Annotated in this window: 18 protein-coding genes; 14 read left to right on the forward strand and 4 right to left on the reverse strand. The window is 74.3% G+C overall.

Annotated features, from left to right (window positions below):
* Positions 1 to 46: 46 nt before the first annotated feature.
* On the reverse strand, positions 47 to 862 hold the full coding sequence (locus ACFWEJ_RS12670; protein ID WP_377229556.1) for a hydrolase: 816 nt from the start codon (positions 860 to 862) through the stop codon (positions 47 to 49).
* Between the two features lie 164 nt (positions 863 to 1,026).
* Between ACFWEJ_RS12670 and ACFWEJ_RS12675 the strand changes: the two genes are divergently transcribed.
* Together ACFWEJ_RS12675 and ACFWEJ_RS12680 are read left to right on the forward strand one after the other, a co-directional pair.
* A complete protein-coding gene (locus ACFWEJ_RS12675) occupies positions 1,027 to 2,598 on the forward strand; it encodes a sensor histidine kinase (RefSeq protein ID WP_377229557.1) in 1,572 nt (523 codons plus the stop codon).
* Positions 2,595 to 3,269 (forward strand): response regulator, encoded by a 675-nt coding sequence (locus tag ACFWEJ_RS12680; RefSeq protein ID WP_377229558.1) that lies wholly within the window; start codon positions 2,595 to 2,597, stop codon positions 3,267 to 3,269. The genes ACFWEJ_RS12675 and ACFWEJ_RS12680 overlap by 4 nt, the downstream gene beginning before the upstream one ends.
* A 151-nt stretch (positions 3,270 to 3,420) precedes the next feature.
* Here ACFWEJ_RS12680 and ACFWEJ_RS12685 read toward each other — a convergent pair whose 3' ends face one another.
* Positions 3,421 to 4,116, reverse strand: a complete 696-nt coding sequence (locus ACFWEJ_RS12685) for a hypothetical protein (RefSeq protein WP_377229559.1) — start codon at positions 4,114 to 4,116, stop codon at positions 3,421 to 3,423.
* A 402-nt stretch (positions 4,117 to 4,518) separates the two neighbouring features.
* On the opposite strand from ACFWEJ_RS12685, the gene ACFWEJ_RS12690 reads away from it, so the two are divergent.
* The 9 genes from ACFWEJ_RS12690 to ACFWEJ_RS12730 all read left to right on the forward strand — a co-directional run bounded on the left by ACFWEJ_RS12690 (position 4,519) and on the right by ACFWEJ_RS12730 (position 16,950).
* Positions 4,519 to 5,418 carry an ABC transporter ATP-binding protein gene (locus tag ACFWEJ_RS12690; RefSeq protein ID WP_377229560.1) on the forward strand — a complete coding sequence of 300 codons (900 nt, stop codon included), beginning with the start codon at positions 4,519 to 4,521 and terminating at the stop codon, positions 5,416 to 5,418.
* Positions 5,415 to 6,608: an ABC transporter permease gene (locus tag ACFWEJ_RS12695; RefSeq protein ID WP_377229561.1), complete on the forward strand. Its 1,194-nt coding sequence runs from the start codon at positions 5,415 to 5,417 to the stop codon at positions 6,606 to 6,608. Before ACFWEJ_RS12690 ends, ACFWEJ_RS12695 begins: the two co-directional genes overlap by 4 nt.
* On the forward strand, positions 6,605 to 8,371 hold the full coding sequence (locus ACFWEJ_RS12700) for a PQQ-binding-like beta-propeller repeat protein (protein ID WP_377229562.1): 1,767 nt from the start codon (positions 6,605 to 6,607) through the stop codon (positions 8,369 to 8,371). Before ACFWEJ_RS12695 ends, ACFWEJ_RS12700 begins: the two co-directional genes overlap by 4 nt.
* A gap of 29 nt (positions 8,372 to 8,400) precedes the next feature.
* Complete coding sequence (locus tag ACFWEJ_RS12705) at positions 8,401 to 10,014, forward strand: PQQ-binding-like beta-propeller repeat protein (protein WP_377229563.1); 1,614 nt, start codon at positions 8,401 to 8,403, stop codon at positions 10,012 to 10,014.
* 50 nt (positions 10,015 to 10,064) lie between these two features.
* Positions 10,065 to 11,774, forward strand: coding sequence for a PQQ-binding-like beta-propeller repeat protein (locus tag ACFWEJ_RS12710; RefSeq protein WP_377229564.1), 1,710 nt, complete (start codon positions 10,065 to 10,067; stop codon positions 11,772 to 11,774).
* A gap of 32 nt (positions 11,775 to 11,806) precedes the next feature.
* A complete protein-coding gene (locus ACFWEJ_RS12715; RefSeq protein WP_377229565.1) occupies positions 11,807 to 13,495 on the forward strand; it encodes a PQQ-binding-like beta-propeller repeat protein in 1,689 nt (562 codons plus the stop codon).
* Between the two features lie 65 nt (positions 13,496 to 13,560).
* Positions 13,561 to 15,198, forward strand: coding sequence for a PQQ-binding-like beta-propeller repeat protein (locus tag ACFWEJ_RS12720; protein ID WP_377229566.1), 1,638 nt, complete (start codon positions 13,561 to 13,563; stop codon positions 15,196 to 15,198).
* 47 nt (positions 15,199 to 15,245) lie between these two features.
* The gene (locus ACFWEJ_RS12725) at positions 15,246 to 16,031 is read left to right on the forward strand and encodes a deoxyribonuclease IV (protein WP_377229567.1); all 786 of its coding nucleotides are present in this window, start codon (positions 15,246 to 15,248) and stop codon (positions 16,029 to 16,031) included.
* 55 nt (positions 16,032 to 16,086) lie between these two features.
* Positions 16,087 to 16,950, forward strand: a complete 864-nt coding sequence (locus tag ACFWEJ_RS12730; protein WP_377229568.1) for an NAD-dependent epimerase/dehydratase family protein — start codon at positions 16,087 to 16,089, stop codon at positions 16,948 to 16,950.
* A 9-nt stretch (positions 16,951 to 16,959) separates the two neighbouring features.
* Here ACFWEJ_RS12730 and ACFWEJ_RS12735 read toward each other — a convergent pair whose 3' ends face one another.
* Entirely contained in the window at positions 16,960 to 17,535 is a 576-nt protein-coding gene (locus tag ACFWEJ_RS12735; RefSeq protein WP_377229569.1) for a TetR/AcrR family transcriptional regulator, read from the reverse strand.
* A gap of 154 nt (positions 17,536 to 17,689) precedes the next feature.
* Between ACFWEJ_RS12735 and ACFWEJ_RS12740 the strand changes: the two genes are divergently transcribed.
* Both ACFWEJ_RS12740 and ACFWEJ_RS12745 read left to right on the forward strand, forming a co-directional pair.
* Positions 17,690 to 18,253: a hypothetical protein gene (locus ACFWEJ_RS12740; RefSeq protein WP_377229570.1), complete on the forward strand. Its 564-nt coding sequence runs from the start codon at positions 17,690 to 17,692 to the stop codon at positions 18,251 to 18,253.
* 1 nt (position 18,254) lies between these two features.
* On the forward strand, positions 18,255 to 19,700 hold the full coding sequence (locus ACFWEJ_RS12745) for a dihydrolipoyl dehydrogenase family protein (RefSeq protein WP_377229571.1): 1,446 nt from the start codon (positions 18,255 to 18,257) through the stop codon (positions 19,698 to 19,700).
* On the opposite strand, the gene ACFWEJ_RS12750 is transcribed toward ACFWEJ_RS12745, so the two are convergent.
* Positions 19,651 to 20,619 (reverse strand): DNA/RNA non-specific endonuclease, encoded by a 969-nt coding sequence (locus tag ACFWEJ_RS12750; protein ID WP_377229572.1) that lies wholly within the window; start codon positions 20,617 to 20,619, stop codon positions 19,651 to 19,653. The genes ACFWEJ_RS12745 and ACFWEJ_RS12750 overlap by 50 nt on opposite strands.
* A gap of 95 nt (positions 20,620 to 20,714) precedes the next feature.
* Here ACFWEJ_RS12750 and ACFWEJ_RS12755 point away from each other — a divergent pair, with 95 nt between their 5' ends.
* Positions 20,715 to 23,402 carry a phosphoenolpyruvate carboxylase gene (locus tag ACFWEJ_RS12755; protein WP_377229573.1) on the forward strand — a complete coding sequence of 896 codons (2,688 nt, stop codon included), beginning with the start codon at positions 20,715 to 20,717 and terminating at the stop codon, positions 23,400 to 23,402.
* Positions 23,403 to 23,459 lie beyond the last annotated feature (57 nt).

Raw genomic sequence — 23,459 nt, forward strand, 5'->3', positions numbered from 1 at the left:
GACGTACAGGTCACCCCGGTGACCTGTACGTCTGACACGTGCGGGGTTATGTCAGGTGGTCGAAGTCGCCGTTGGTCCAGGCCGCGTGGCGGTCCGCCGAACGCAGCACGATGTCGCGGGCGTCGACCGGGATGACGCCCCGGAAGTTGTTGTAGAGCCGGTCGAACTCGAAGCGCGCCACGTGGTGCGCCACGCGCCGCACGACCGGGCCCGACAGCGGGATCCGGTTCGGGTAGCTGCGCATGAAGGACACCGACGTGCGGTCGGGGTTGGCGAAGATGGTGTCGCCGCTCAGCAGCACGCCCTTGCCCGCCGCGCCCGACGCCCAGTGCGCCACCGCGGACCCCGGGAAGTGCCCGCCCGGCTGGCTGAGCGTCACGCCCGGCAGGATCTCGCGGTCGCCCTTCCACAGCTCGACGGCGTCGTCGGTCCGGGCGAGCCAGCCGGCGTCGGCCTCGCTGACCAGGATCGGCACCCCGCCGAGGCGGCGGCTCCACTCGACCTGCACCCCGTACATGTGCGGGTGGCTCGCCACGATGAACGCCAGCCCGCCGAGCTCGCGCACGGCGTCCACCGCGGCGTCGTCCACGTAGCCGGGGACGTCGAACATGAGGTTGCCCGCCGCGGTCCGGACGATCTTCGCGGTGGGCCCGATGCCGACGTCGGGCACCGTGTTCAGGCCGTACAGGTCGGGCTCCAGCTCCTCGACCGCGACGCTCTCTCCCGCGGCCGCGAGCTCCTCCAGCGTGGTCCAGCGCTGGCCGTCGGCGGGCACCCACTGGCGTTCGTCGGCGCAGACGGCGCACACCTCGGGCCGGGACTCGTGCTCCACACCGCAGGTGCTGCAGATCCAGAACGTCATGCGAGGACTTCCCTTCGTCGGGCCGGCGCTCCGCCACGTCGCGTCAGCCGGTGCTCCGCCACCTTGCGTCACCGTGCCGGCCGTGTCCAGCAATCATCGTCCGGGATGCCCGTCTCCGCCTTCAGGTGGAAGCGGTCGTGCCCCCGGTTTCCTACGCTGGGGGCATGGCCGTAGCCCCACCTCAGCCGGATTCCCGGCGCTCTGACGCCGGCGCGCGGCGCCCCGACGCCGACGCCGATGCCCGTCGCGCCGTTGCCCGGCGACCCGACGCGCCGTCCGGCCGCGCCCGGAGCGCCGCCGGCCGGCTGGCCGACTGGTTCGGCGTCGACTCCGACTGGGAGCGGGTGCCCGCCGGGCGCGACGCCTACCGCCGGGACCTGCTGCTGGGCGCCGGCTTCGCGATCTTCGCGGCGCTCTCGATCGAGCTCGGCCACAGCATGGGCCTCTTCGAGGGCGTCGACGTGCCGCTGTGGCTGGTCTTCGTGCTCGGGGTGGCCAGCACGGTGCCGCTGGCGTGGCGGCGCCGCTATCCGCTGGTGTCGCTGGTGCTGGTGTACGCGGCGTGGCTCGCGCTCGGGCTGACCATCCCGCCCATCACGATGCTCATGCCGATGCAGATCATGTACTTCGTCGCGATGTTCACCGCAGTGGCCTGGGCGCGCGACCGGCGGGCGATGCTCATCGTGGTCAGCGCGTGCACCATGGTCATGTTCGGCTGGATCGCCTGGATGTTCGCGGTGCAGCAGGGCATCGAGACGCTCCTGGAGGAGTTTCCGACGCCGGCCGACTGGCCCGGCCAGGTGGACCCGTACCTCGCCAGTGCGGTGTACCAGGTGATCATGAACATCGCGTTCTTCGGCGGCGCGGTGCTGGCGGGGCAGATGCAGTGGAACGCTGCGCGCCGCCGGGAGCTTCTCGCCGACCAGGCGGTCACGATCGAGCGGCAGGCGGCCGCCCTCACCGACCAGGCCGTGGTCACCGAACGGGTGCGGATCGCGCGCGAGCTGCACGACGTCGTCGCGCACCACGTGTCGGTGATCGGCATCCAGGCGGCCGCCGCGCGCCGCGTGCTGGACCGGGACCCCGCCCGGGCGGCCGAGGCCCTGGCCACGATCGAGCGCGAGTCGCGCGAGGGCGTCACGCAGATGCGGAACCTGGTGGGCACCCTGCGCACCGTGCCCGACGGCGCGCCCGCCGGGTCGGACGGCGCCTCCCGTGCGCCCGAACCCGGGCTGGCCGACCTCCCGGCGCTGGCCGCCGCCGAGGACGACGGGCTGGACACCACGTACCGGCAGGTCGAGGAGCCGCCCGGCGCGGCCCGCGACGTGCCTGATCCCATGGGGCTGAGCCTCTACCGCACCGCCCAGGAGGCGATGGCGAACGTGCGGAAGCACTCGACGGCCCGGTCCGCGACGGTCACGCTCCGCGTGGTCCGCGGCCCGGAGGCGCTGGCGGACGAGCGCTTCGCGCACGGCTACGCGGAGGTGGAGGTGCTCGACGACGGCAGGCCCCGCCACGGGACGTCCGGCTCGGGGCTCGGCCAGCTCGGGATCCGGGAGCGCGTCTCGACGCACCGGGGCGTGGTCGAGATCGGGCCACGGGCGATCGGTGGGTACCGCGTGCGCGTGCGGCTGCCGCTGCCCGCTCCGGAGGCCCCGCCGGCCGTGCAGCCCGCGGCGCGGCCCGCCGCGCGGCCCACCGCCCGACCCGCCGCCCGGACCGAGGCGGCCGGATGACGCGCGTGCTGCTGGTCGACGACCAGGCGCTGGTCCGCTCCGGCTTCTCCCTCATCCTCTCGGTGGAGGACGACCTCGAGGTGGTCGGCGAGGCCGGCGACGGCGCGACGGCGATCGAGCTGACGCGCGAGCTGCGCCCCGACATCGTGCTCATGGACGTGCAGATGCCCGTCATGGACGGCATCGAGGCCACCCGCCGCATCGTCACCGAGGACCTGGCCAAGGTGCTGGTGCTGACCACGTTCGACCACGACGAGTACGTGTTCGACGGCCTCGCGGCCGGCGCCTCGGGCTTCCTGCTGAAGAACTCGGACGCGGAGCACCTCGTGGAGGCCGTGCGGACCGTGGCGGCCGGGCACGCGCTGCTGGCCCCGCAGATCACGCGGCGGGTGATCGAGCAGATGGTGGCGGGGGAACGGCCGTCGTCGGGCACCGTGGGCGCCCCGCGCCAGACGGCGAAGCCGGCGCCCGCCGGGCTCGCGCTCCTCACCCCGCGCGAGCGGGAGGTGCTGGAGCTGGTCGGCACCGGGCTGTCGAACGCGGAGATCGCGTCGACGCTGTTCCTCGGTGAGGCGACGGTCAAGACGCACGTCTCGAACGTGCTGTCCAAGCTGCACCTGCGCGACCGCGTGCAGGCCGTGGTCCTGACCCACCGCCTGGGCCTGGTCTGAGCCGGCCTGGTCTGCCCGAGTGAAGTGCGCTTCTACCCAGTCATCTGGCCCGAAACAGGGCGGGTTTCGGGCCAGATGACGGGGTAGGCGAAGAAAGCGCGTCGCGCGCATTCTTCGGTCCGGCATAAACGCCAGAAATGGACTATTCGGCCTATTCCGCGGAAGGGCTCGCCGAGGGTTCCGGCGACGGGCTCGTCGACGGCTCCGGGGTCGGTTCCGCCGAGGGCTCCGGGGTCGGCTCGGGCGTCGGCTCCGGCGTCGGCTCCGGCGTCGGCCGCGACGTCGGCTCGACGGAGGGCTCCGGCGTGGGCTCCTCCGACGGCGGCGGCTCGGACGGCTCGGGCGTCGGCTCCGGGGTGGGTGTCGGCGTCGGTGTCGGCGTGGGGGTCGGCGTGGGCGTGGGCCGCGGCGTCGGCTTCTGCGTCGGCGGGTCGGTCGGCTTCGGCGTGGGCCTCGTGGTCGGCGGGGCCGGCGGCACGGGGTTGCCCGCGCCGGGGTTGACGTCCGGGCCCGGGGCGACCGGGCGGTCGCTCGCCGGCGGCTCGTAGGTCTTCCCTGTGCCGCCGGGCGTGCTCTCCTGCGCCGGCGGCGGCGTGTACGTGAACGGGTTCTTCTGCGGCGCGGGCTTGCCGTGCACGTCGACCGTCCCGTTCTCGCCGGACCCGGCCGCGGGCTCACGCTTCAGCATCATGGGCGGCAGCCCCTGGAGGGTGTCGGCCGACGTAGGCCCCGCCGACGTCAGCCGGTTCTGGTCCTTGCCGGCCGGCTGCACGGCGACGGCACCCATGATCCCGGCCGTCAGCACCAAGGCCGCGGCCGTTCCTGTGACGAACAAACGCTTGCGCACGCTTCGCTCCCCCTGCGGTTCAGATGTTGCCCGGTGCCCCTCTGCCACGACGCTCCGCCCCGAGGGGCCGGACGGCCGTTCGTCCGGCGGAGTGCCTTGCACATTTCTCCGCGGACGGGCATTCGAACAGTTCAGGGCCGCCCTTGTTCCGAGCGGCGTTCCGGACGGGACAATACGTGGCAGAACGACGACGGCAACCGGAACGTGTAATACCAGATCAAAGCCCGCGCGCCGGGGTGCTTGGTCGGCAGAATGTCGCAAGATCGGCAACTCGGAATACCGACTTCCTGACATTTCGCCGATCACCGACCAGGCCCGCCCCGCCGCCCCGCCCAACGGGGGAGTGCGGGTCCGACTTCCGGTGGATCCCGCGGGCTGCGCCGGGCCTCTAGCGTGAGGGCCATGAGCGATCTGGAGGTACGGGAGCTGACCCGCGTGTTCGCCTCGGGCGACACACCCCGGCGGGCGGTGGACGGCGTGAGCTTCACCGCGGCGTCGGGCCTGCTCACCGGGTTCGTCGGTGGCAACGGTGCCGGCAAGACCACCACCATGCGGATGATCATGGGCGTCCTGGCGATCACGAGCGGCGAGGTCCTGTTCGACGGCGCCCCCGTCACCCGCCACGACCGCCGCGAGTTCGGCTACATGCCCGAGGAGCGCGGCCTCTACCCCAAGCAGCCCGTGCTCGACCAGCTCGTCTACCTGGCGCGGCTGCGCGGCATCGACGCCCCCGCCGCCCGCCGCGAGGTGCTGGAGCACCTCGACCGGCTGGGGCTCGCGGGCCGGGCGAAGGACCACGTGGAGAAGCTGTCGCTCGGCAACCAGCAGCGGGTGCAGATCGTCGCGGCCGTCATGGGGCAGCCCAAGGCGCTCGTGCTCGACGAGCCGTTCAGCGGGCTCGACCCCGCCGCCGTCGACGCCATGGCCGACCTGCTGCGCGAGCACACCCGGCGCGGCGTCCCCGTGCTGTTCAGCTCGCACCAGCTCGACCTCGTGGAGCGGCTGTGCGAGCGGCTCGTCATCCTGGGCGGGGGCCGCCTCCTCGCGGACGGCACCCCCGACGGCCTGCGCGCCCAGGGCGTGACCCGGCACCGGCTGGTCCTGTCCGGCGACGCCGGCTTCGTGCGCGGCGTGCCCGGCGTGCTCGCCGTCGACGTGGACGGGTCGTCCGCCCTGGTCGAGGTGCTCGACGACGCCGCGGCGACCCGCCTCCTGACGGCGGCCCTGGACCGGGGCGCCGTCCAGGAGTTCTCCCCGGTGCGGCCCACGCTGGCCCAGATCTACCGCGAGGTGACCTCATGACGAGCGCATGGATGCTGGTGGCGACCCGCGAGATCGTGGTGCGGGCGCTCAACAAGGGATTCCTGCTCGGCCTCGCGATCACCGTCGCGATGATCGGCGGGCTGGTCGGCTTCAGCGCGTACATGGACGGGCGCACCGAGTCGTTCGACGTCGCCGTCGTGGCCGGGGACGACGCCGCGCTCGCGGCCGTCGAGTCGGCCCGCGACGAGGCGGCGGCGTCGGACCAGAACATCGAGCTCGACGTCGTCCCGGTCGCCGACACGGCCGCCGCCGAGGCCGCCCTCGAGGACGAGACCGCCGATGCCTGGCTCACCTCCGACGGCGGGTCCGGCTGGTCCCTCTCCGGGTGGCGCGAGCCCGACGGCGACCTCGCCGGCCTGCTCGGCACCACCGTGCGCGACCAGGTCATGACCGACCGCGCGACCGGCGCCGGCACCACCATCGAGGCCCTCACGGCAGGCAGCGAGATCGAGACCCAGCGCCTCGACGGCAACCCCGTGGACCCGCAGGTCGTGTTCCTCGCGGGGTTCGTGCTCGCGTTCCTGTTCTTCACGGGCGCGGTCGGCTCGGGCGCGATGATCGCGGGCAGCGTCATCGAGGAGAAGCAGTCCCGGCTGGTCGAGATCATCGCGACCGCCGTCCCACTGCGGCAGCTCCTGGCGGGCAAGATCATCGGCAGCTCCGTGATCGCGCTGGCCCAGAACCTCCTGCTGGCCGCCGTCGGGCTCGTCGGGCTCTCGTTCACCGACCTCTCGGCCGCCTTGCCCGCGATGACTGCCACGATGATCTGGTTCGTCGTGTTCTTCACCGTCGGCTTCGTCGCCGTCGCGGCCCTGTACGCGGTCGCGGGCTCGCTCGCGTCCCGCACCGAGGACCTCCAGTACACGACGACGCCGCTGATGATGCTGCTCATGGGCGTCTACATCGTGACGTTCTCGGCCGACGGCGTGCTCGAACGGGTCCTGTCCTACATCCCGCCCGCGTCCATCGTGTCGATGCCCGTGCGGGTGCTCAACGGCGACGCGCTCTGGTGGGAGCCGCTCGTGTCGCTCCTCGTCCTCGTGGTCACCACGCTGGGCGCCGTGCTGCTCAGCGAGCGTGCCTACCGGGGCGCGCTGATGCAGACCGGCGGCCGGGTCACGTGGAGATCGGCCCTGGCCACGGACCGGGGCACTACCCTCGGGGCGTGACCGAACGCACCCAGCCCGACTCCGCCGCGCCCGGGAGCTCCGACCCCGACAAGGTGCACACCTTCGACCTGATCGACGAGGTCCCGGGCGCGTCCGGCAGGATTGCCGGCCCCGACGGCGCCCGTCCTGACGGCGCCGACCCCGACGACGACGGCACCGCGGCCGACCCGGACGGAGAGCCGGCACCGCGGGAGCCCGGACGGGTCGCGGTGGCGCTCGCGGGCGCCCGCACCGCGGTCGGGCGGACGGCGCGGCGGGGCGGGGCGGCCGTCCGTCGTCGGCTGCCGACGACTCGCCGGGGCAAGGTGCTGCTGGCGGGCGGCACGGCGGCCGTCGTGGTGCTGGCGGTCGTGGCGGGCGTGCTGGTCGACGGCCGGCTGCGCCACCAGGCGCTGCTGGCCGCCCCGGGCGGCGTGCGGAGCCTGGCGGAGCAGCCCACCGAGCAGTGGTCCCTGGACCTGGAGAACCCGATCTCGGCGACCCTGGTCGAGATGCCGGGGCTCCTCGCGGTCGTCGAGGGCGAACAGGTCCGCGGCGTGGACCCGGCCACGGGCGAGGTGCGCTGGACCGTGCACGTGGGGCAGTACCCGGACTGCGGCCCGACGGGGCGGCTCGGCGTGGGCGGCCCGGTGTCCGCCGCACCGGCCGACCCCCTGGTCTGCGTCAGCTCCGGTGACGACCCCCAGGAGGTGACGGTCATCCAGCCGGACGGCGCGACGGCGAGCCGCGAGCTCGACGAGGGCGCCGTGGTCGCCCCGTCCGCCGACGGCGCGCTGATCACGTTCGAGCTCACGGGCAAGGTGCCGGAGCCGCGCCCCGTCGTGGTCGACAAGATGGGCGCCGCCCACCTCCCGAAGGGGTTCACGGCGCCCGACCTGGTGGTGCGCGAGGTGGACGCCGCCACCGGCACGGAGCGCTGGAGCGAGACCGTCGCGTTCGGCGCCCCGCTGCCCGAGAGCTGCGTGACCTACGACGACAACGCGCCGAAGCTGGACGTCGCCGGCGCCCTCGGCTGGACCCTGCTCGACGGCGTCCTGGAGGTGCAGGGCTGCGGCGTATCCGCCGCGCTCCTGCTCGACGGCACGCGGCTCGACGATCCCGAGGACCCCGCGGACGCCCCGGCCGGCGGCCTGGACACCGCCTCGTTCGCGGCCCTGCCCGACGGCGGCTGGGTGCAGCCGGCACCGGAGCCCGCCGCCGACGGCACGCCCCGCGACGCGGTGCACCTCCCGGACGGCGGCGCGGTGACCCTCGACGGCCGGGCCCTCGTGCCGTGGGCCACCGACGGCCGGGACCCGGGGCTGCTGCTGACCCGCGTGGGCACGCGGACGAGCGCCGTGTCCACGGACGCGAAGGACGCCGGGGAGGTGCTCTGGACCGTGCCCGACCTCGCCGTCGTCGCGGTGCTGGCCCGGGTGTCCGGTACCGCCGTGGTAATGGACGAGGAGGGCGAGGTGCACGGGATCGACCTCGGCACCGGCGCGGAGCGCTGGACCGTCGACCCCGACGTCCTCTCCACGCACGGCAACGCCTGGACCGTGGAGTCGATGATCTTCGGGGCCTACACGGACGGCGACACCGTGCTGTTCCCGGCGTCCGCGGACCCTGCGGGCGAGTCCTCGGGGCTGCGGCTGCTCGCGATCGACGTCCGCGACGGCTCGGTGCGCTGGGAGGTCGGGCAGGACACGCCCTACACGCAGGTGATCAGCGTGGACGGGTACGTCGCACAAATCACCCAGCAGGGTGTGGTGGGTCTCGGCTGACTCGCGGGCACCGCGAGTAGGCTCCGGCCATGTCGCGGCCTGACCAGCAGGAACCCATCGTCTTCGAGCTGCACACCGGGCCGGACGCGGGTAGCGAGGAGAGCGGCGCGGACCCGGACGGTTCCCCCGGCCGGCGCGCGCCCCGGCTGCCCCGCCTCTCACGGCGAACCTGGCTGGTCGCCGTCGCGGCGGTCGCTGTCGTGGCGGTGGGCGTCACCGCCGTCGACCTGGTGCGCGACGACCGTCGGGCTGACCTCATGCGCACCTCGCCGATCGGGGTGACCTCGCTCGACGACGCGCTCGCGAAGGCCTGGACCGTGCCGTTCGACGTCCCTGCCCCGGACGGGAGCCAGACGTTCGTGGACCTGCAGCTCGTGACCATGGACGGGCTGCTCGTGGTGCCCCCGGGCGCCGCACAGCGCTACGTCCAGGACGTCGGGACGGGCGACTCCGCCCGCGTCGGGTTCGAGGACGTCGTGGCCGTCGACCCGGGCTCGGGCGAGGTCGCCTGGCGGGTGCCCGTGGCCGCGAACCCCGTGTGCGGGCCGTCCGGCTACGACGCGTCGGTGTCGGCCGACGCGCTGGTGTGCGTGCAGGGTCCGGCGGACGCGCGCGAGGTGCTGACGATCGCGCCGGACGGCGCCACCCGGACCCGATCGGCGGACCTGGCGGACGGCGAGCAGATCTTCCCCGGGCCGGACGGCACGGCGGTGCGGGTGGTCCGGACCGGTGACGCCGCCGAGGAGGCGGTGTGCGACCTGGGCGCCTGCACGCCGTCCGTCCTCACCCAGGGGCGCGACGTGCTGGTCACCGCGGAGGACGCCGCGACCGGGGCCGAGCGGTGGACGAGCACCGTCGAGTTCGCGCCCGCTGACACGATCAACTGTCAGCAGGTGGGCAACGAGCTCGAGCAGGGGAGCGTCGACGCGGACCAGGTCACCGTCTACACCAGTGCCGAGAGCGTCACCGTGGACGGCTGCGGCATCTGGGGCGCGCTGTCGACGCGGGGCGTCCGGCTCGACCTCGCGACCGACCCCGACGCCGAAGAGGTCCAGATCGACGTCGGCACCGGTCTGCCCACGCACGGCTGGGTGACCGAGCTCGGCCCGGACCTCTTCGGCGTCGAGTCCGACCCCATGCAGACCGTCGTCGTGGACGGCGCGGGGAAGGTCCTGCGCACCCTGGACGGCTGGCTGCGAGGCGGGAGCATGTCCCCCGACGCCCCCGACGACCTCTGGTTCGTGACGACCCGGTCGGGCGGCTACGGGTTCGTGGCGGTGCGCGAGGACGGTTCGGTGGCCTGGAAGGACCTGAACAGCCAGAGCATCCTGCTCGTCGGCCGCGACGTGGTGGTCGCGGACCGCGGGGCCACGGTGGTCGGGCTGGCCCGGGACACGGGCGAGGAGCTCTGGTCCTGGGAGAGCGGTGACATGGCGGGCCTGTCCCGCTACCGCACGCTGACCGACGGCGAGACCGTGGTCCTGGAGCACCAGCGACAGGAAGGAACCGGCCCGGGCGTGCTCGTGGCGCTCGACCTCGGCACGGGCGAGCAGGTCTGGGACGCGCCGCTCGCGGGCTCCGCCGTCGCCGTGGACGGACACGTCGTGGAGGTCGGTCCGGAGGGCCTCGCCGGCCTCGGATGACCTCCCGCGAGGGGCTGATCCGAGGCCCTGGGCGGCGTTACGCTCGCCGCATGGCGCGCGAGCCGGACGAGGGCGCCGCGTACGTCTTCGACCTGGTCGACGACGACGCGGCCGAGCCGGGCGTGCTGCCGGGGGCGACCCGGGTGGACGGTCCGGACGGTCCGGAGCACCCCGACGGCCGGCCCGGTGGCGACGGCGCCTGGGCGGACGGGACGGCGCCGTCGGGCGGCCAGGTCGTGACGTGGCGCCGCGCGGCGCCGCTCCTGGCGCTGCTCGCGGTGGCGCTGGGCACGGGCCTGGCGGTCGACGGCACGCGCGACGCCGCCCGGATGGAGCGGATGCGCGACGTCCCCGGGGGCGTCGCGGACCTGTCCGCACCGCTCGACGAGACCTGGGCGTGGCGGGGCAAGGTCGACCTCGGCGAGGGCATGACCGACGTCGCGGTGCTCGGCGGCGAACTGGTGTTCGAGTCGGAGGGCGAGCTGGTCGCGCTGGACCCGGCCACGGGCGAGGAGTCCTGGACCGTCGAGCTCGGCCCGGGCCCGGAGTGCGGCCCCACGGTGTCGCCGGTGTGGGACGACCCGCGGACGCCGGCGCTCGTGTGCCTCCAGGAGCGCGGGCGCGAGACCGAGGTGGTCGTGGTGCGGGCCGGCGGCGCGACGTCGGCCCCGCGCCTGCTCTCCGACGCGGACGCCGCCCGGTACGGGCAGCCGCACACCGGGCCGGACGGGACGGTGCTCCGCGCGCGGCGCGTCGGGCCCGAGACGCCGCTGGCCGAGGACGTCCGGTGCGACGAGTCGGGCGACTGCACCGGGCGCATCGTCGACGGGCGAGACCTGGTGCTGCGCGCCGAGGACGCCGTCACGGGCGAGGAGCGCTGGAGCGTGACCGTGCCGTTCCGCACCACGGAGGCGGGGCAGTGCACCAGCACGTTCAGCGCGGCCTGGGGCAGCTCGGAGAACCGCATCCACCTCAGCGGGCAGCTCGCCCCCGAGGCCTTCGGCGCCCGCGTCCGGGCCGACCTCGTGAACGTGGAGGGCTGCGGCGTCCAGGCCGCCGTCACGTCGTCCGGGGCGCTGCTCGGCAGCCGCCTCGAACCGGGTGCGAGCGTGGTGGGGCGGCTCGACTCCGGCGGATACCTGGGGATGACCTGGGACGACGTGACCCGCACGCTCCTGTACGACGCCGACGGCGCGACCACGGGCGAGGTCACGGGGTACGTGATCACCGCGAAGTCCACGGACGAGACCGGCCCGGCCACCCTGCTCGCGATCGACGAGCCGCGGCGTCGCCTGTCGGCCCACGAGGCCGACGGGACCGCGCGCTGGGACATCGCGCTCCAGTCCGGCGGGCAGGAGTTCCTCGCCCAGGTGGGCGAGACGGCGGTGATCACCACCGGGGCGGGGACGGTCCGGGGTCTGGACCTGGCGACCGGCGAGGAGCGGTGGACCTGGGACGGCTCGGACCCGGACGTGACGGCCGAGGGCGGCTACTTCGGCACCGCCTACGTGGTCCAGTCGTTCACCGACGGCGAGGTCGTGCTCCTGCTGGCCGAGGGGAACGGCAGCGTGGCGCGGGGCATGGTGGCGCTCGACGCGGGCACCGGCGAGGTGGTCTGGGACGAGGCCGGGGGCGGGCCGGGCACCACGCTCGACCCGCACGACGGCGACGTCGTGCGGCAGGGGGTCACCGGCGACCTGATCGCGGTGGACGGGCACCTGATGGAGGTCGGGTCGGTGGGCATCCGCGGTCTCGGGTGAGCCGCGGGCGGCTCCGGCATACCCTCGACCTCATGGCGCGAGAACCGGGCGATGGCGGTCGGCTCGTCTTCGATCTGGTCGACGACGGCGCGGGGTCCGCGGCGCCCGTCCCCCGGTCCGGCTCCGGCGACCTGCCCCTCCCGGACGACGACGAGGGCGGCGCCGGAGCCGGCGAGGGCGGCGCCGGTTCCGATGCGGGCGGCACGTCGAACGGGCGGCTGCGCGTCCTCGTCCCGGTCGCCGCGGTGCTCGCCGTCGTGCTCGGGACGGGGCTGGCCGTCGAGGGCGCGCGCGACGGCGCGCGGATGGAGCGGATGCGCGACGTCAGCGGCGGCGTCGGGGACGTGTCCGGCCCGCTGGCGGAGACGTGGCGGTGGGAGGGCCTGGTCGGGTCCCGGGCGGCGATCGACGAGGGGCGCGGCAACGAGGTGGCCGTGCTCGGCGACGTCCTCGTGTTCGAGTCCGACGGCGAGCTGGTCGCGCTGCGCCCGGCGACGGGCGAGGAGGCATGGACCGTGCCGCTGGGGGAGAACCCGGACTGCGGCCCGTTCGGGGCCGCGGGCTGGGCCCGGACGACCACGCCGTCCCTGGTGTGCCTGGACGGCTCCGGTGCGGACCGGGCGGTCACGACGGTCGGGCCCGACGGCGTCGTCTCGGCCCGCCGGGAGCTCCCGGCCGCGGACACCGACCGGTTCGGGCTGCCCCGGCCCGGGCCCGACGGCACCGTGCTGCGCGCCCGGCGGGCGGGACCCGGGTCGGCCGTGGACCTGGGCGACGCGCGGTGCACGGACACGGGCGAGTGCTCCGGCACGGTGGTGGACGGCCAGGACCTCGCGCTCCGCGCGGAGGACGCCGTCACGGGCGTCGAGCGCTGGAGCACGGTCGTCCCCTTCCGGGCCACCCGGGCCGACCAGTGCAACAACTGGCTCGGCTCGACCTGGGACGGCGCGGGCAGCGCCGTGGACCTCGCGCAGATGATCGACCCGCGGGTCTTCGGCGCGCGGATCGGCGCCGACCTCGTGCAGCTCTACGGCTGCGGCATCGAGACCGCCGTCACCCCGGGCGGGGTGCCGCTCGGCACGGACATCGAGCCGGGGACGGGCGGTGTGACCAGCCTCGTCTCGGGCGGGTACACCGGGTTCACCTTCGAGGGCATGGTGCGGACCGTCCTGTACGACGGCGCCGGCGCCGTCGTCGGCGAGATCGAGGGGCACGCCCTGGAGCCGGGGGTGACGGACGGCGAGGGTCCCGGCGTGCTGCTGGCCATGGACCCGGCCGGCCCGCGGCTGCGGGCCTACGAGACCGACGGGACGCCCCGCTGGGACGCTACGACGGGCTTCGGCGGTCAGCTCTTCCTCGCCCAGGTGGCCGGGACGATGCTCGTCATGACCGGGGCCGGGGACGTGCGGGGCCTGGACGCCGCGACCGGCGAGACGCGCTGGGTGTGGGACGGCGCTGACGGCGCCGACGGCCGGTACCCCGAGGACCTCTACGTGTCCCGCACGTTCACGGACGGCGAGTCGGTGCTGCTGCTCACCGAGAACGGCTCCGGCGGCGGCGGCCTGGTGGCGCTCGACGCGGCCTCGGGCGAGGTCGTCTGGGAGCAGCACGGCGACGCGGCGGTCACCGGCGGCATGTACCAGGGGTTCGACACGTCGCTCGTCGCCGTGGACGGGCACCTGCTGGAGGTCACGCCGTCGGGTGTCCGCGGCCTGGGCTGACGGGGCGGCGCGGGCGGCCGGCGCTCTGGGTGAGCGGACGGCCCGTGCGGCATACGCTCGGTGGTATGGCTCGTCACGCGGACGACGACGACGCTGTCGTCTTCGACCTGGTGGACGACGAGGGACACCGCGCCGCGTCGCCGGCCCCGCCGGCGGCCGGAGGGGCACGCCCGGCGGACGACCCGGCACGGGCCACGGTCTGGCGACGGCGCACGCTCGTGGGCGCCGTCGTGGTCGCGGCGGTGCTGGGCACCGGGCTCGTCGTCGACGGCGTGCGCGACGCCGCGCGGGCCGAGCAGATCAGGTCCGTGCGCGGCGGCGTCGTGGACGTGTCGGCGCCGCTCCACGAGGTGTGGGCGTGGGCCGGCGCCGTCGGCTCGCGCCGCGCGTTCGTGCAGGGGGAGGGCAACCAGGTCGCCGCCCTCGGCCCCTACCTGGCGTTCGAGTCCTACGACGGGCTGCTGGCCCTGAACGCGTCCACCGGCGAGGAGGGGTGGACCGTACCGCTCGGCGAGGACCCGGACTGCGGGCCGACCGGCTATCTGGGCTGGTCGGAGGTTGAGACCGACGTCCTGGTCTGCCTCCAGGGCTCCGGGGCCGGGCGCGAGGCCTTCACCGTGGGGCCCGACGGAGTGCCCTCCGCGCCCCGCACGCTCGACGCCGGGGACGAGGAGCGGTACGGGTACGCGCGGCCCGGCCCGGACGGGACCGTGCTGCGTGCCCGGCGGATCGGGCCCGAGCCGGCGGACGGGAACGGCGCCCAGTGCCCGGACGAGGGGGAGTGCAGCGGGACGGTCGCGGCCGGCCGGGACCTGCTGCTGCGCGCGGAGGACGCCCGGACGGGTGCGGAGCGCTGGAGCGTCGTCGTCCCCTTCCGGGCGATGGCGGCCGAGGGCTGCCGCGCCGGGCCCCTCCTGCCCTGGGACCGGGCGGACGACATCGTGCGGTCCGGCGAGCACCTCGACCCCGAGGGGTTCGGCGCGCGGATCGAGCCGGGCCTCGTCCAGGTGTGGGGGTGCGGCTTCCGGGCCGGCGTCACCGCGGACGGCGCCGTCCTGATGATGGAGGGCGTGCCGGGCTTCGCGGCGGTGGCCGGCCTCGACACGGGCGGGTACGTCGCGCAGACGATCGCCCAGCGGTACGACGGCAGGATGGACAGCGCCCTCTACTCCCCGGACGGTGAGGCGGTCCGAAAGGTCGCCGGGACCCTGAACCGCCCGCAGACCACCGACGATCCCGGTTCGGCCACGCTCCTCTCGACGGAACCGCCCGGGGGACGGCTGCGCTCGTACGCGGCGGACGGGACGGAGCGCTGGGACGTCGCGGTGCGGGACGGCACGGCCCAGTTCCTCGCCCAGGTGGACCGGACGGTGGTGACCACCACCTGGGCCGGGGGCGTGCGTGGGCTGGACCTCGACACGGGCGCGGTCCGCTGGACGTGGCGCACGCAGGGCAGCCTGTACGACTGGTCGTACGAGAGCAGTTACGTGTCCCAGGCCTTCACCGACGGGCAGTCGGTGCTGATGCTCCTGGAGAGCGGGAGCGGCGACCAGGGGCTCGTGTCGCTCGACGCTGCCTCGGGCGAGCTGGTCTGGGACGGGACGTCGTCGCACCTCCTCACCCCGAAGCCGGACACGATGCTGCTCGCGGTGGACGGGAACCTGCTCGAGGTCTCCCAGTACGGGGTCAAGCGGCTGGGCTGACCCGCGCTGCCGCCGCCGATGTCGGTGAGCCGTCCTAGGGTGGCCCCATGGTGAGAATCGGCGCGCACGTTGACCTGGCCGACGCGATCGGGGCGGCCAAGGCGCTCGACGCGGACGCGGTGCAGGTGTTCCTCAGCGACCCGCAGGCCTGGAAGGTCCCCGACCTGCCCTACGAGGGCGGCGCGGAGGCGCTCCGGGCCGACGCCGCGGCGGCCGACGTGGACCTCTACGTGCACGCGCCGTACGTCATCAACGTGGCGTCGACCAACAACCGCATCCGGATCCCGAGCCGCAAGCTGCTGCAGCAGATCATGGACGGCGCGTCGGCGATCGGCGCCAAGGGCGTCGTGGTGCACGGCGGGCACGTCACCGCGAACGACGAGCCGGCCAAGGGTTTCGACAACTGGCGCAAGGCCATCGACGCGCTGGAGACCGACGTCCCGGTGCTCATCGAGAACACCGCGGGCGGCGACTACTCCATGGCCCGCCGGCTGGAGCGCATCGAGCAGCTCTGGGCCGCGGTGACCGCGGCGAACGGCGGCGACGCCGTCGGCTTCACGCTCGACACGTGCCACGCGTGGGCCGGGGGCATCGACCTCGCGACGGCCGCCGACCAGATCCGGGCGATCACGGGCCGCATCGACCTGGTGCACGCCAACGACTCGCGCGACGAGGTCGGCTCGGGCGCGGACCGGCACATCAACTTCGGCCGGGGCCTGATCCCCGAGGAGCTGCTGGTGGGCGTGATCGCCGCCGCGGGCGCCCCCGTCATCTGCGAGACCAAGGGCGAGATGGCCCCGGACATCGCGTGGCTGCGGGAGCGCCTGGGCTGACCCGACCGGCCCCCGGGGGTCGAGCGGGCCGGGGCGACCTGGCAGGATCGGACGCATGGCGACGACGCAGCGGGTAGTGGTCACGGGAGCGAGCGGCAAGCTCGGCCGGTTCGTGGTGGAGCACCTGGTGGACTCCGGGTACGACGTGGTCGCGACCGACCGCGTGGCGCCCCCGGAGGGCAGCCCCGGTCACTTCACGGTCGCTGACCTGACCGACCTGGGCCAGGTCGTCGAGCTCCTGTCCGGCGTGGACGAGGGCCGGGCGGCCGACGCCGTCGTGCACCTGTCCGCGATCCCCGCGCCCGGCCTGGCCACCAACGCCGCGACCTTCCGCAACAACGTGCCCAGCACGTACAACGTGCTGCGGGCCGCCCAGGTGCTGGGCATCCGGAACGTCGTGACGGCCTCCTCCGAGACGGTGCTCGGCCTGCCGTTCGACGTGCCGCCGCCGTACGTCCCGGTGGACGAGGAGTACGACGTGCTGCCGCAGTCCACCTACTCCCTCGGCAAGGCGCTCGAGGAGGAGACGGCCCGGCACTTCACGCGCTGGGACCCGGAGCTGAAGGTGGCCGCGCTGCGGTTCTCCAACGTGATGCGCCCGGAGGACTACGCCCGCTTCCCGTCCTGGCAGGACGACGCCGCGGCCCGGCGCTGGAACCTGTGGGGCTACATCGACGGTCGCGACGGGGCGCAGGCGGTGCGCCGCGCGCTGGAGGCGGACTTCACGGGGTTCGAGGCGTTCGTCATCGCCAACGACGACACCGTGATGGAGCGCGACTCGGCCGACCTGGTGGCCGAGCAGTTCCCCGGCGTCCCGGTCCGCCGTCCGCTGCAGGGGCGCGAGACGCTGCTGAGCATCGACAAGGCCCGCCGGGTGCTGGGCTACGCGCCGCGGCACCGCTGGCAGGACGAGGTCTGACGCCGGCCGCTACACCCCGGCCGCGCGGGGCGCGCTGCCGACGACGGCCCGGCAGCTCCGCAGGAACGAGGCGCCGACCCGGGACGGGTCGCCGAGGTAGCCCGCGACCATGACGCCGTCGCGGAGGAGCATCAGGTCCTCCGCGACCGCGGCCGGCTCGGCGAGCCCCAGGGGGGCGACGAGCCGCTCGAACGCGCGCACCCACCACCCGCGGTGCTCGTCGACGACCTTGCGGACGGGACTGTCGGGGTCGGGGTACTCGGCCGCGGCGTTGATGAACGGGCACCCGCGGAAGCCGGGGGTGCACGCCGCCGCCCCGGTGTGGTCGGCCATCAGGCGCAACGAGACGTCGACGTCGCCGTCGCCGTGGGCGATGGCCCCGTCCACGCCGGCGCGCTCCTGTGCCGCCCGGTGCTCCAGGTAGGCGACCACGAGGTCGTCCTTGCTCTGGAAGTGCCGGTAGAACGTCACCTTCGTGGTGCCGGCGCGCTCGATCACCTTGTCCACGCTCACGGCCCGCAGGCCGTGCGCGTAGAAGAGCTCGTTCGCCGCCTCGATCAGGCGGTCTGACATTGATCCGCGCACGGTCGTGATCATACGTGGCCCCTTTTCTCCGTCCCCTTGCGCTCGACGCCCGAGGATGTGTACTGTCCCGGTAGGTAGAGTTACTAGTAAGTCTACCTAGACACATGGCCGGGCGGATCAATTCCCGCCCGCGCCGCTACCGAGGGGAACTCACATGTCCACCACCGTGGAATCAGCGTCGGCCGTTGCCACGGCCCGAGCGCTGCGGAAGCTGTACTTCGTCCGGTTCGGCTTCGCGATCGTCTGGGCGGCGCTGCTGTTCGTCGTCGGAGGCAGCCTGGGCCCGGTCGCGATCGGGCTGCTGGTGCTCTACCCGCTGTTCGACGTCGCGGCGGCCGTGACCGACCTCAGGTCCACGACGACCGCGCGTCCCACGGTGGGCCTGTACTTCAACATGGCGCTGAGCCTGGCCACGGCCATCGGCCTGGGCGTCGCCGTCACCTCCGGCATCCCCGCCGTGCTGCGGGTCTGGGGCGTCTGGGCGATCACCGCCGGCCTCGTGCAGCTCATCGTCGCGATCCGGCGCTACAAGCTCGGCGGCCAGTGGGCCATGATCCTCAGCGGCGGCATCTCGGTGTTCGCCGGTACCGGCTTCTTCATGATGGCCGGCGGTCCGAACGCGGCCCTGACCTCGCTGGCCGGGTACGCCACGCTCGGCGGAATCTTCTTCCTGGTCTCGGCGTTGCGCCTGGGCCGCGTCATCAAGAAGGAGAGCTGACATGACCGAGAACACCTACGACGTCGTCGTCATCGGTGCCGGACCCGTCGGTGAGAACGTCGCCGACCGCGTGGTCCAGGGCGGCCTGACCGCCGCCGTCGTGGAGCGCGAGCTCGTGGGCGGAGAGTGCTCCTACTGGGCCTGCATGCCCACCAAGGCCCTCCTGCGCGACGCCGCCGCGCTGCGTGCCGCGCGCAGCCTGCCCGGCGCCCGCGCCGCGGTGACCGGCGAGCTCGACACGGCCGCCGTCCTGGCCCGGCGCGACGCGTTCGCGGCCCACTGGCACGACGACGGCCAGGTCGACTGGCTGCAGAGCGCCGGGATCTCGCTGTTCCGCGGCGCCGGCCGGATCAGCGCCACCCGCACAGTCGAGGTGACGGACGCCGACGGCGGCACGACCGTGCTCACGGCGCGGCATGCCGTGGTCGTCGCGACCGGCAGCAGCGCCGCCGTCCCGCCGATCCCCGGCCTGGCCGACGCCACGCCGTGGACCAGCCGCGAGGCCGCGTCGGCCCAGGCCGTCCCCGGACGGCTCGCGGTCATCGGTGGTGGTGTCGTGGGAACCGAGATGGCCACCGCGTTCGCCGCCCTCGGCGCGCAGGTCACGCTGATCGCCCGCGACGGGCTGCTGCCCAGCGTGGAGTCGTTCGCGAGCGACCTCGTCGCCGAGTCGCTCAAGGCGGAGGGCGTGGCGCTGCACCTGCGCACCCAGCCGGTGGACGTCCGGCGTGACGACGAGGGCACGGTGCACGTCGCGCTCGCGGACGGCACGAACGTCACCGCCGACGAGGTGCTCGTCGCGACGGGCCGCCGGCCCAGCACGGACTCGATCGGCCTGGAGAACGTCGGGCTCACCCCCGGCGACTGGCTGGCGGTCGACGACTCCCTGCGGGTGCTCGGCGCCGACGGCGTGCCGGTCGGCGACGGCTGGCTCTACGCCGCGGGCGACGTCAACCGCCGCGCGCTCCTGACGCACCAGGGCAAGTACCAGGCCCGGGCCGTGGGCGACGCCATCGCCGCCCGCGCCAACGGCACGCCCGTCGACGTCGGTCCCTGGGGCCGGCACGCCGCCACGGCCGACGAGCGCGCCGTGCCGCAGGTGATCTTCACCGACCCCGAGATCGCGAGCGTCGGCCACACCGCCGCCTCCGCCGAGGCCGCGGGGCTGCGCGTGCGGTCCGTCGAGTACGACCTGGGCGCCGTCGCCGGTGCCTCGCTGCACGCCGACGGGTACACCGGCCGGGCCGCCATGGTCGTCGACGAGGACCGCAAGGTGCTCGTCGGGTTCACCGCCGTGGGCCCCGACGTGGCCGAGCTGCTCCACGCGGCGACGATCGCGATCACCGCCGAGGTGCCGATCGACCGGCTGTGGCACGCCGTGCCCGCCTACCCCACCGTCAGCGAGGTGTGGCTCCGGCTCCTGGAGACCTACGGGCGGTCGGCGTAGGCGGTACGCGGCCGGGCAGGGCGATCTGGTCGGGGGTCCTGATCTCTGACCACGCCCGTGCCCGGGGGAGCCGGTGGATCGTGATGTCGGTGGGCCGCGTGCCCGCCGGCTCCACGGGCGGCATCGCGAGCACGTCCGCGCCGGCCAGGGGGCCGAGGTCCAGCCGGGTCAGCGCCGCGACGTCGCGCACCGGCACCTGGTAGGTGCGGAACGGGCCGAGCGGCGGGATCTCGTCCCTGGCCAGGGCCTGGGCGGTGATCTCGTGCAGCCGGGCGTCGTCGAGCTGGGGCGTCTGGTCCAGCACGAACGCCGTCGCCCGCAGCGCGCCGGGTGCGACGCCGGCGGCGCCTTCGGCGGCGGGGCCGGGCGGCCCGGCCGGGTCCACCCAGGCGACGACCTTCCAGAACAGGCGCGGCAGGCGCACCCCGCGGTACGGCGGGTCGTCGGCGGCGAAGACGGGGCCGGTGTGGACGGCGAGGCGGTGGTCGTGCGCCGCGGCGTACCGCAGCACGTGGTCCTCGAGCCCGTTCCAGAGCTCCTTGGACTGGTTGAACCTGTTCACCTGCGGTGCCGCGTTGGTGTAGGTGAACGTGTCGTGGTTGGCCCGCGCGGCCGTCTCGGCGTCACCCCAGACAGGGTCGAGACGGCGCACGAGGTGGCCACGGTCCAGGGGGTTGCCCGCGTAGAGCTCGCTGCCCGCCTGCTCACCGCTCGGCACGCGGGAGTCCAGGCGCCAGCGGCCCGAACGGCGCAGCGCCTGGAGCGTGGCGCCGTCGATGGTGCACGCCGTGGCCGCGGCGAGCCGGCGGACCGGGTCGAGCAGCACGGAGAAGTGGGTGTAGTCGAGGACGCGCAGCTCGGCCGGGGAGACGGGGAGCGGGACGCCGAAACCGAGGAACTGTGCGTCATATCCGGTCACAGGCCGACAGCCAACCAGAGTGAGCCAGGTCATGACCAGACCAACAATCGGACGCGGTGGACGCCACAAGGCAATCTCGTCCTAGGCTCTAGCCCGTGAGTGAATCAACTCAGACCGTCCGCGGCAACGCCCGGCACGAGGTACCTGACCCGCTGCGCGAAGACGTGCGCCTGCTCGGCGGCCTTCTCGGCAGGATTCTCCGCGAGGACGGGGGGCAGGACCTGCTGGACGACGTCGAACGTCTCCGCGAGCTGACGATCCGCGCCTACGGTGACCCGTCGCCGCACGCGCTGGACGAGGCCGCCGACGTCGTGGCGTCCTTCTCCGTGGAGCGCGCCGAGCAGGTCGCCCGTGCGTTCACCTGCTACTTCCACCTCGCGAACCTCGCGGAGGAGTACCACCGGGTGCGCGTGCTGCGCGCCCGTGAGGCCGAGACGACGACCGGCCCGGCCGTCCTGGAGGACACGATCCCCGCGGCGTTCGCACGGCTCACCGAGGAGGTGGGCCGGGACGAGGCGCTGCGCCGGCTCGGCGAGCTGGAGTTCCGGCCGGTGCTCACCGCGCACCCGACCGAGGCCCGCCGTCGGGCCATCAGCGGCACCGTCCGCCGCATCTCGGACCTCCTGGCCGAGCGGGACAGCCGCCGGCTGGGCGGCGTGACCCTCGCCGAGAACGAGCGGCGCATGCTCGCCGAGATCGACACCATGTGGCGCACCGCGCCCGTGCGGACCAGCAAGCCGTCCGTGATCGACGAGGTCAAGACGGTCATGGGCGTGTTCGACGCCGTGCTCGTGGACGTGTTCGGCGACGTGTACCGCCGGCTCGACGACTGGCTCCTGGCCGAGGACGCCGGCCGCGTGGCCCCCGTGGCCAAGCCGTTCGTGAAGCTCGGGACCTGGATCGGCGGCGACCGCGACGGCAACCCGAACGTCACCGCGGAGATCACGCGGCAGGCCGCGGGCCTGGCCGCCGAGCACGCCCTCGCGGCGCTCGAGAGCCTCGCGGTCGAGACCGGGCGCAAGCTGACGCTCGACGCCGAGGGCACCACGCCGTCGTCCGACCTGAACGCGCTCTGGCGGCGCATCCGGCTCATCTCCGAGGAGGTGGCCCGGCGCTCCGAGGAGGCGTCGCCGAACGAGCCGCACCGTGCGGTCATGCTGGCGATCGCGGAGCGCATCGCCGCGACCCGGACCCGCGACGCCGACCTCGCGTACGCGAACGCGGAGCAGCTCGAGGCGGACCTGCTCGTGGTGCAGGACTCGCTGGTGGCGACCGGCGCGGCGCGTGCCGCGTACGGCGACCTGCAGCGGCTGGTCTGGCAGGTGCAGACCTTCGGGTTCCACCTGGCGGAGCTCGAGGTGCGGCAGCACTCGCAGGTGCACGCCGCGGCGCTCGCCGAGATCCGCGAGCTCGGGGTGGACGGCGCGCTCGGCGACCGCACCCGCGAGGTCCTGGACACCTACCGGGCCCTCGGCGCGATCCAGGGCCGGTTCGGCGAGCGGGCCGCGCGTCGCTACATCGTCTCGTTCACGCAGGCGCCGGAGCACCTCGCCGCCGTCTACGAGCTGGCGGCGTACGCCTTCGCGGACGACCCCGACGGCGCGCCGGTGATCGACGCCATCCCGCTGTTCGAGACCTTCGCGGACCTGCAGAACTCGGTGCCGATCCTGGACTCGATGCTGACGCTGCCCGCCGTGCAGAAGCGCCTGGCCGAGAACGGCCGCCGCGTCGAGGTCATGCTCGGCTACTCGGACTCGTCCAAGGACGTGGGCCCGGTCGCGGCCACGCTCGCGCTGCACGACGCGCAGTCGCGCATCGCGGAGTGGGCGCGGTCCAACGACCTGAAGCTGACCCTGTTCCACGGCCGTGGCGGTGCGCTCGGCCGCGGTGGCGGCCCCGCCAACCGTGCCGTGCTCGCGCAGCCGCCGCACTCGGTGGACGGCCGGTTCAAGCTGACCGAGCAGGGCGAGGTCATCCTGGCCCGCTACGGCGACCCGGTCATCGCGTCCCGGCACATCGAGCAGGTCGCCGCGGCGACGCTGCTGGCCTCCGCGCCGTCCGTCGAGGCGGTCAACGAGAGCGCGACGGCCAAGTTCGCCGGGCTTGCCGAGTCCCTCGACGCGACCTCGCGCGCCAGGTTCCACGAGCTGGTGAAGGCCGACGGGTTCCCGCAGTGGTTCGCGCAGGTCACGCCCCTGGAGGAGGTCGGGCTGCTGCCCATCGGGTCGCGCCCCGCCAAGCGCGGCCTCTCCGTGAACTCGCTCGACGACCTGCGGGCCATCCCCTGGGTCTTCTCCTGGTCGCAGGCCCGCATCAACCTCGCCGGCTGGTTCGGCCTGGGCACGGCGCTGGCCACGGCCGGCGACGTCGAGCTGCTGCGCGCGGCACGTGCCGAGTGGCCGCTGTTCGCGACCATGCTCGACAACGTCGAGATGTCGCTCGCCAAGACCGACGAGCGGATCGCCGCGCAGTACCTCGCGCTCGGTGACCGGGACGACCTGGCCGAGATGGTGCTCGACGAGCTGCGCCTCACCCGGGAGTGGGTGCTGAAGATCAGCGGCAACGAGTGGCCGCTCGCCTCCAAGCGCGTGCTCGGCCGCGCCGTGCAGCTCCGGTCGCCGTACGTCGACGCCCTCTCGTTGCTGCAGGTCCGCGCGCTGCGCGGCCTGCGCACCGGGTCGGACGGCGGCTCCGCGGTGGACGGCGACTACGCCGGGCGGCTGCAGCACCTGCTGCTGCTCACGGTCAACGGGGTCTCGGCGGGCCTGCAGAACACTGGGTGAGTTGGACTGGCCGGCGGTTCGACTTCGGTCGGTTGCCTCGAGACCGGTCGGTCGATT

This window comes from Promicromonospora sp. NPDC060204 (genome assembly GCF_042728455.1).
Classification (GTDB): Bacteria; Actinomycetota; Actinomycetes; order Actinomycetales; family Cellulomonadaceae; genus Promicromonospora.

Coding starts and splice junctions, on each gene's coding strand:
- ACFWEJ_RS12670 (WP_377229556.1), bottom strand. CDS start 862: ATGACGTTCTGGATCTGCAGCACCTGCGGTGTGGAGCACGAGTCCCGG.
- ACFWEJ_RS12725 (WP_377229567.1), top strand. CDS start 15,246: ATGGTGAGAATCGGCGCGCACGTTGACCTGGCCGACGCGATCGGGGCG.
- ACFWEJ_RS12705 (WP_377229563.1), top strand. CDS start 8,401: ATGTCGCGGCCTGACCAGCAGGAACCCATCGTCTTCGAGCTGCACACC.
- ACFWEJ_RS12730 (WP_377229568.1), top strand. CDS start 16,087: ATGGCGACGACGCAGCGGGTAGTGGTCACGGGAGCGAGCGGCAAGCTC.
- ACFWEJ_RS12745 (WP_377229571.1), top strand. CDS start 18,255: ATGACCGAGAACACCTACGACGTCGTCGTCATCGGTGCCGGACCCGTC.
- ACFWEJ_RS12740 (WP_377229570.1), top strand. CDS start 17,690: ATGTCCACCACCGTGGAATCAGCGTCGGCCGTTGCCACGGCCCGAGCG.
- ACFWEJ_RS12675 (WP_377229557.1), top strand. CDS start 1,027: ATGGCCGTAGCCCCACCTCAGCCGGATTCCCGGCGCTCTGACGCCGGC.
- ACFWEJ_RS12690 (WP_377229560.1), top strand. CDS start 4,519: ATGAGCGATCTGGAGGTACGGGAGCTGACCCGCGTGTTCGCCTCGGGC.
- ACFWEJ_RS12695 (WP_377229561.1), top strand. CDS start 5,415: ATGACGAGCGCATGGATGCTGGTGGCGACCCGCGAGATCGTGGTGCGG.
- ACFWEJ_RS12720 (WP_377229566.1), top strand. CDS start 13,561: ATGGCTCGTCACGCGGACGACGACGACGCTGTCGTCTTCGACCTGGTG.
- ACFWEJ_RS12715 (WP_377229565.1), top strand. CDS start 11,807: ATGGCGCGAGAACCGGGCGATGGCGGTCGGCTCGTCTTCGATCTGGTC.
- ACFWEJ_RS12710 (WP_377229564.1), top strand. CDS start 10,065: ATGGCGCGCGAGCCGGACGAGGGCGCCGCGTACGTCTTCGACCTGGTC.
- ACFWEJ_RS12680 (WP_377229558.1), top strand. CDS start 2,595: ATGACGCGCGTGCTGCTGGTCGACGACCAGGCGCTGGTCCGCTCCGGC.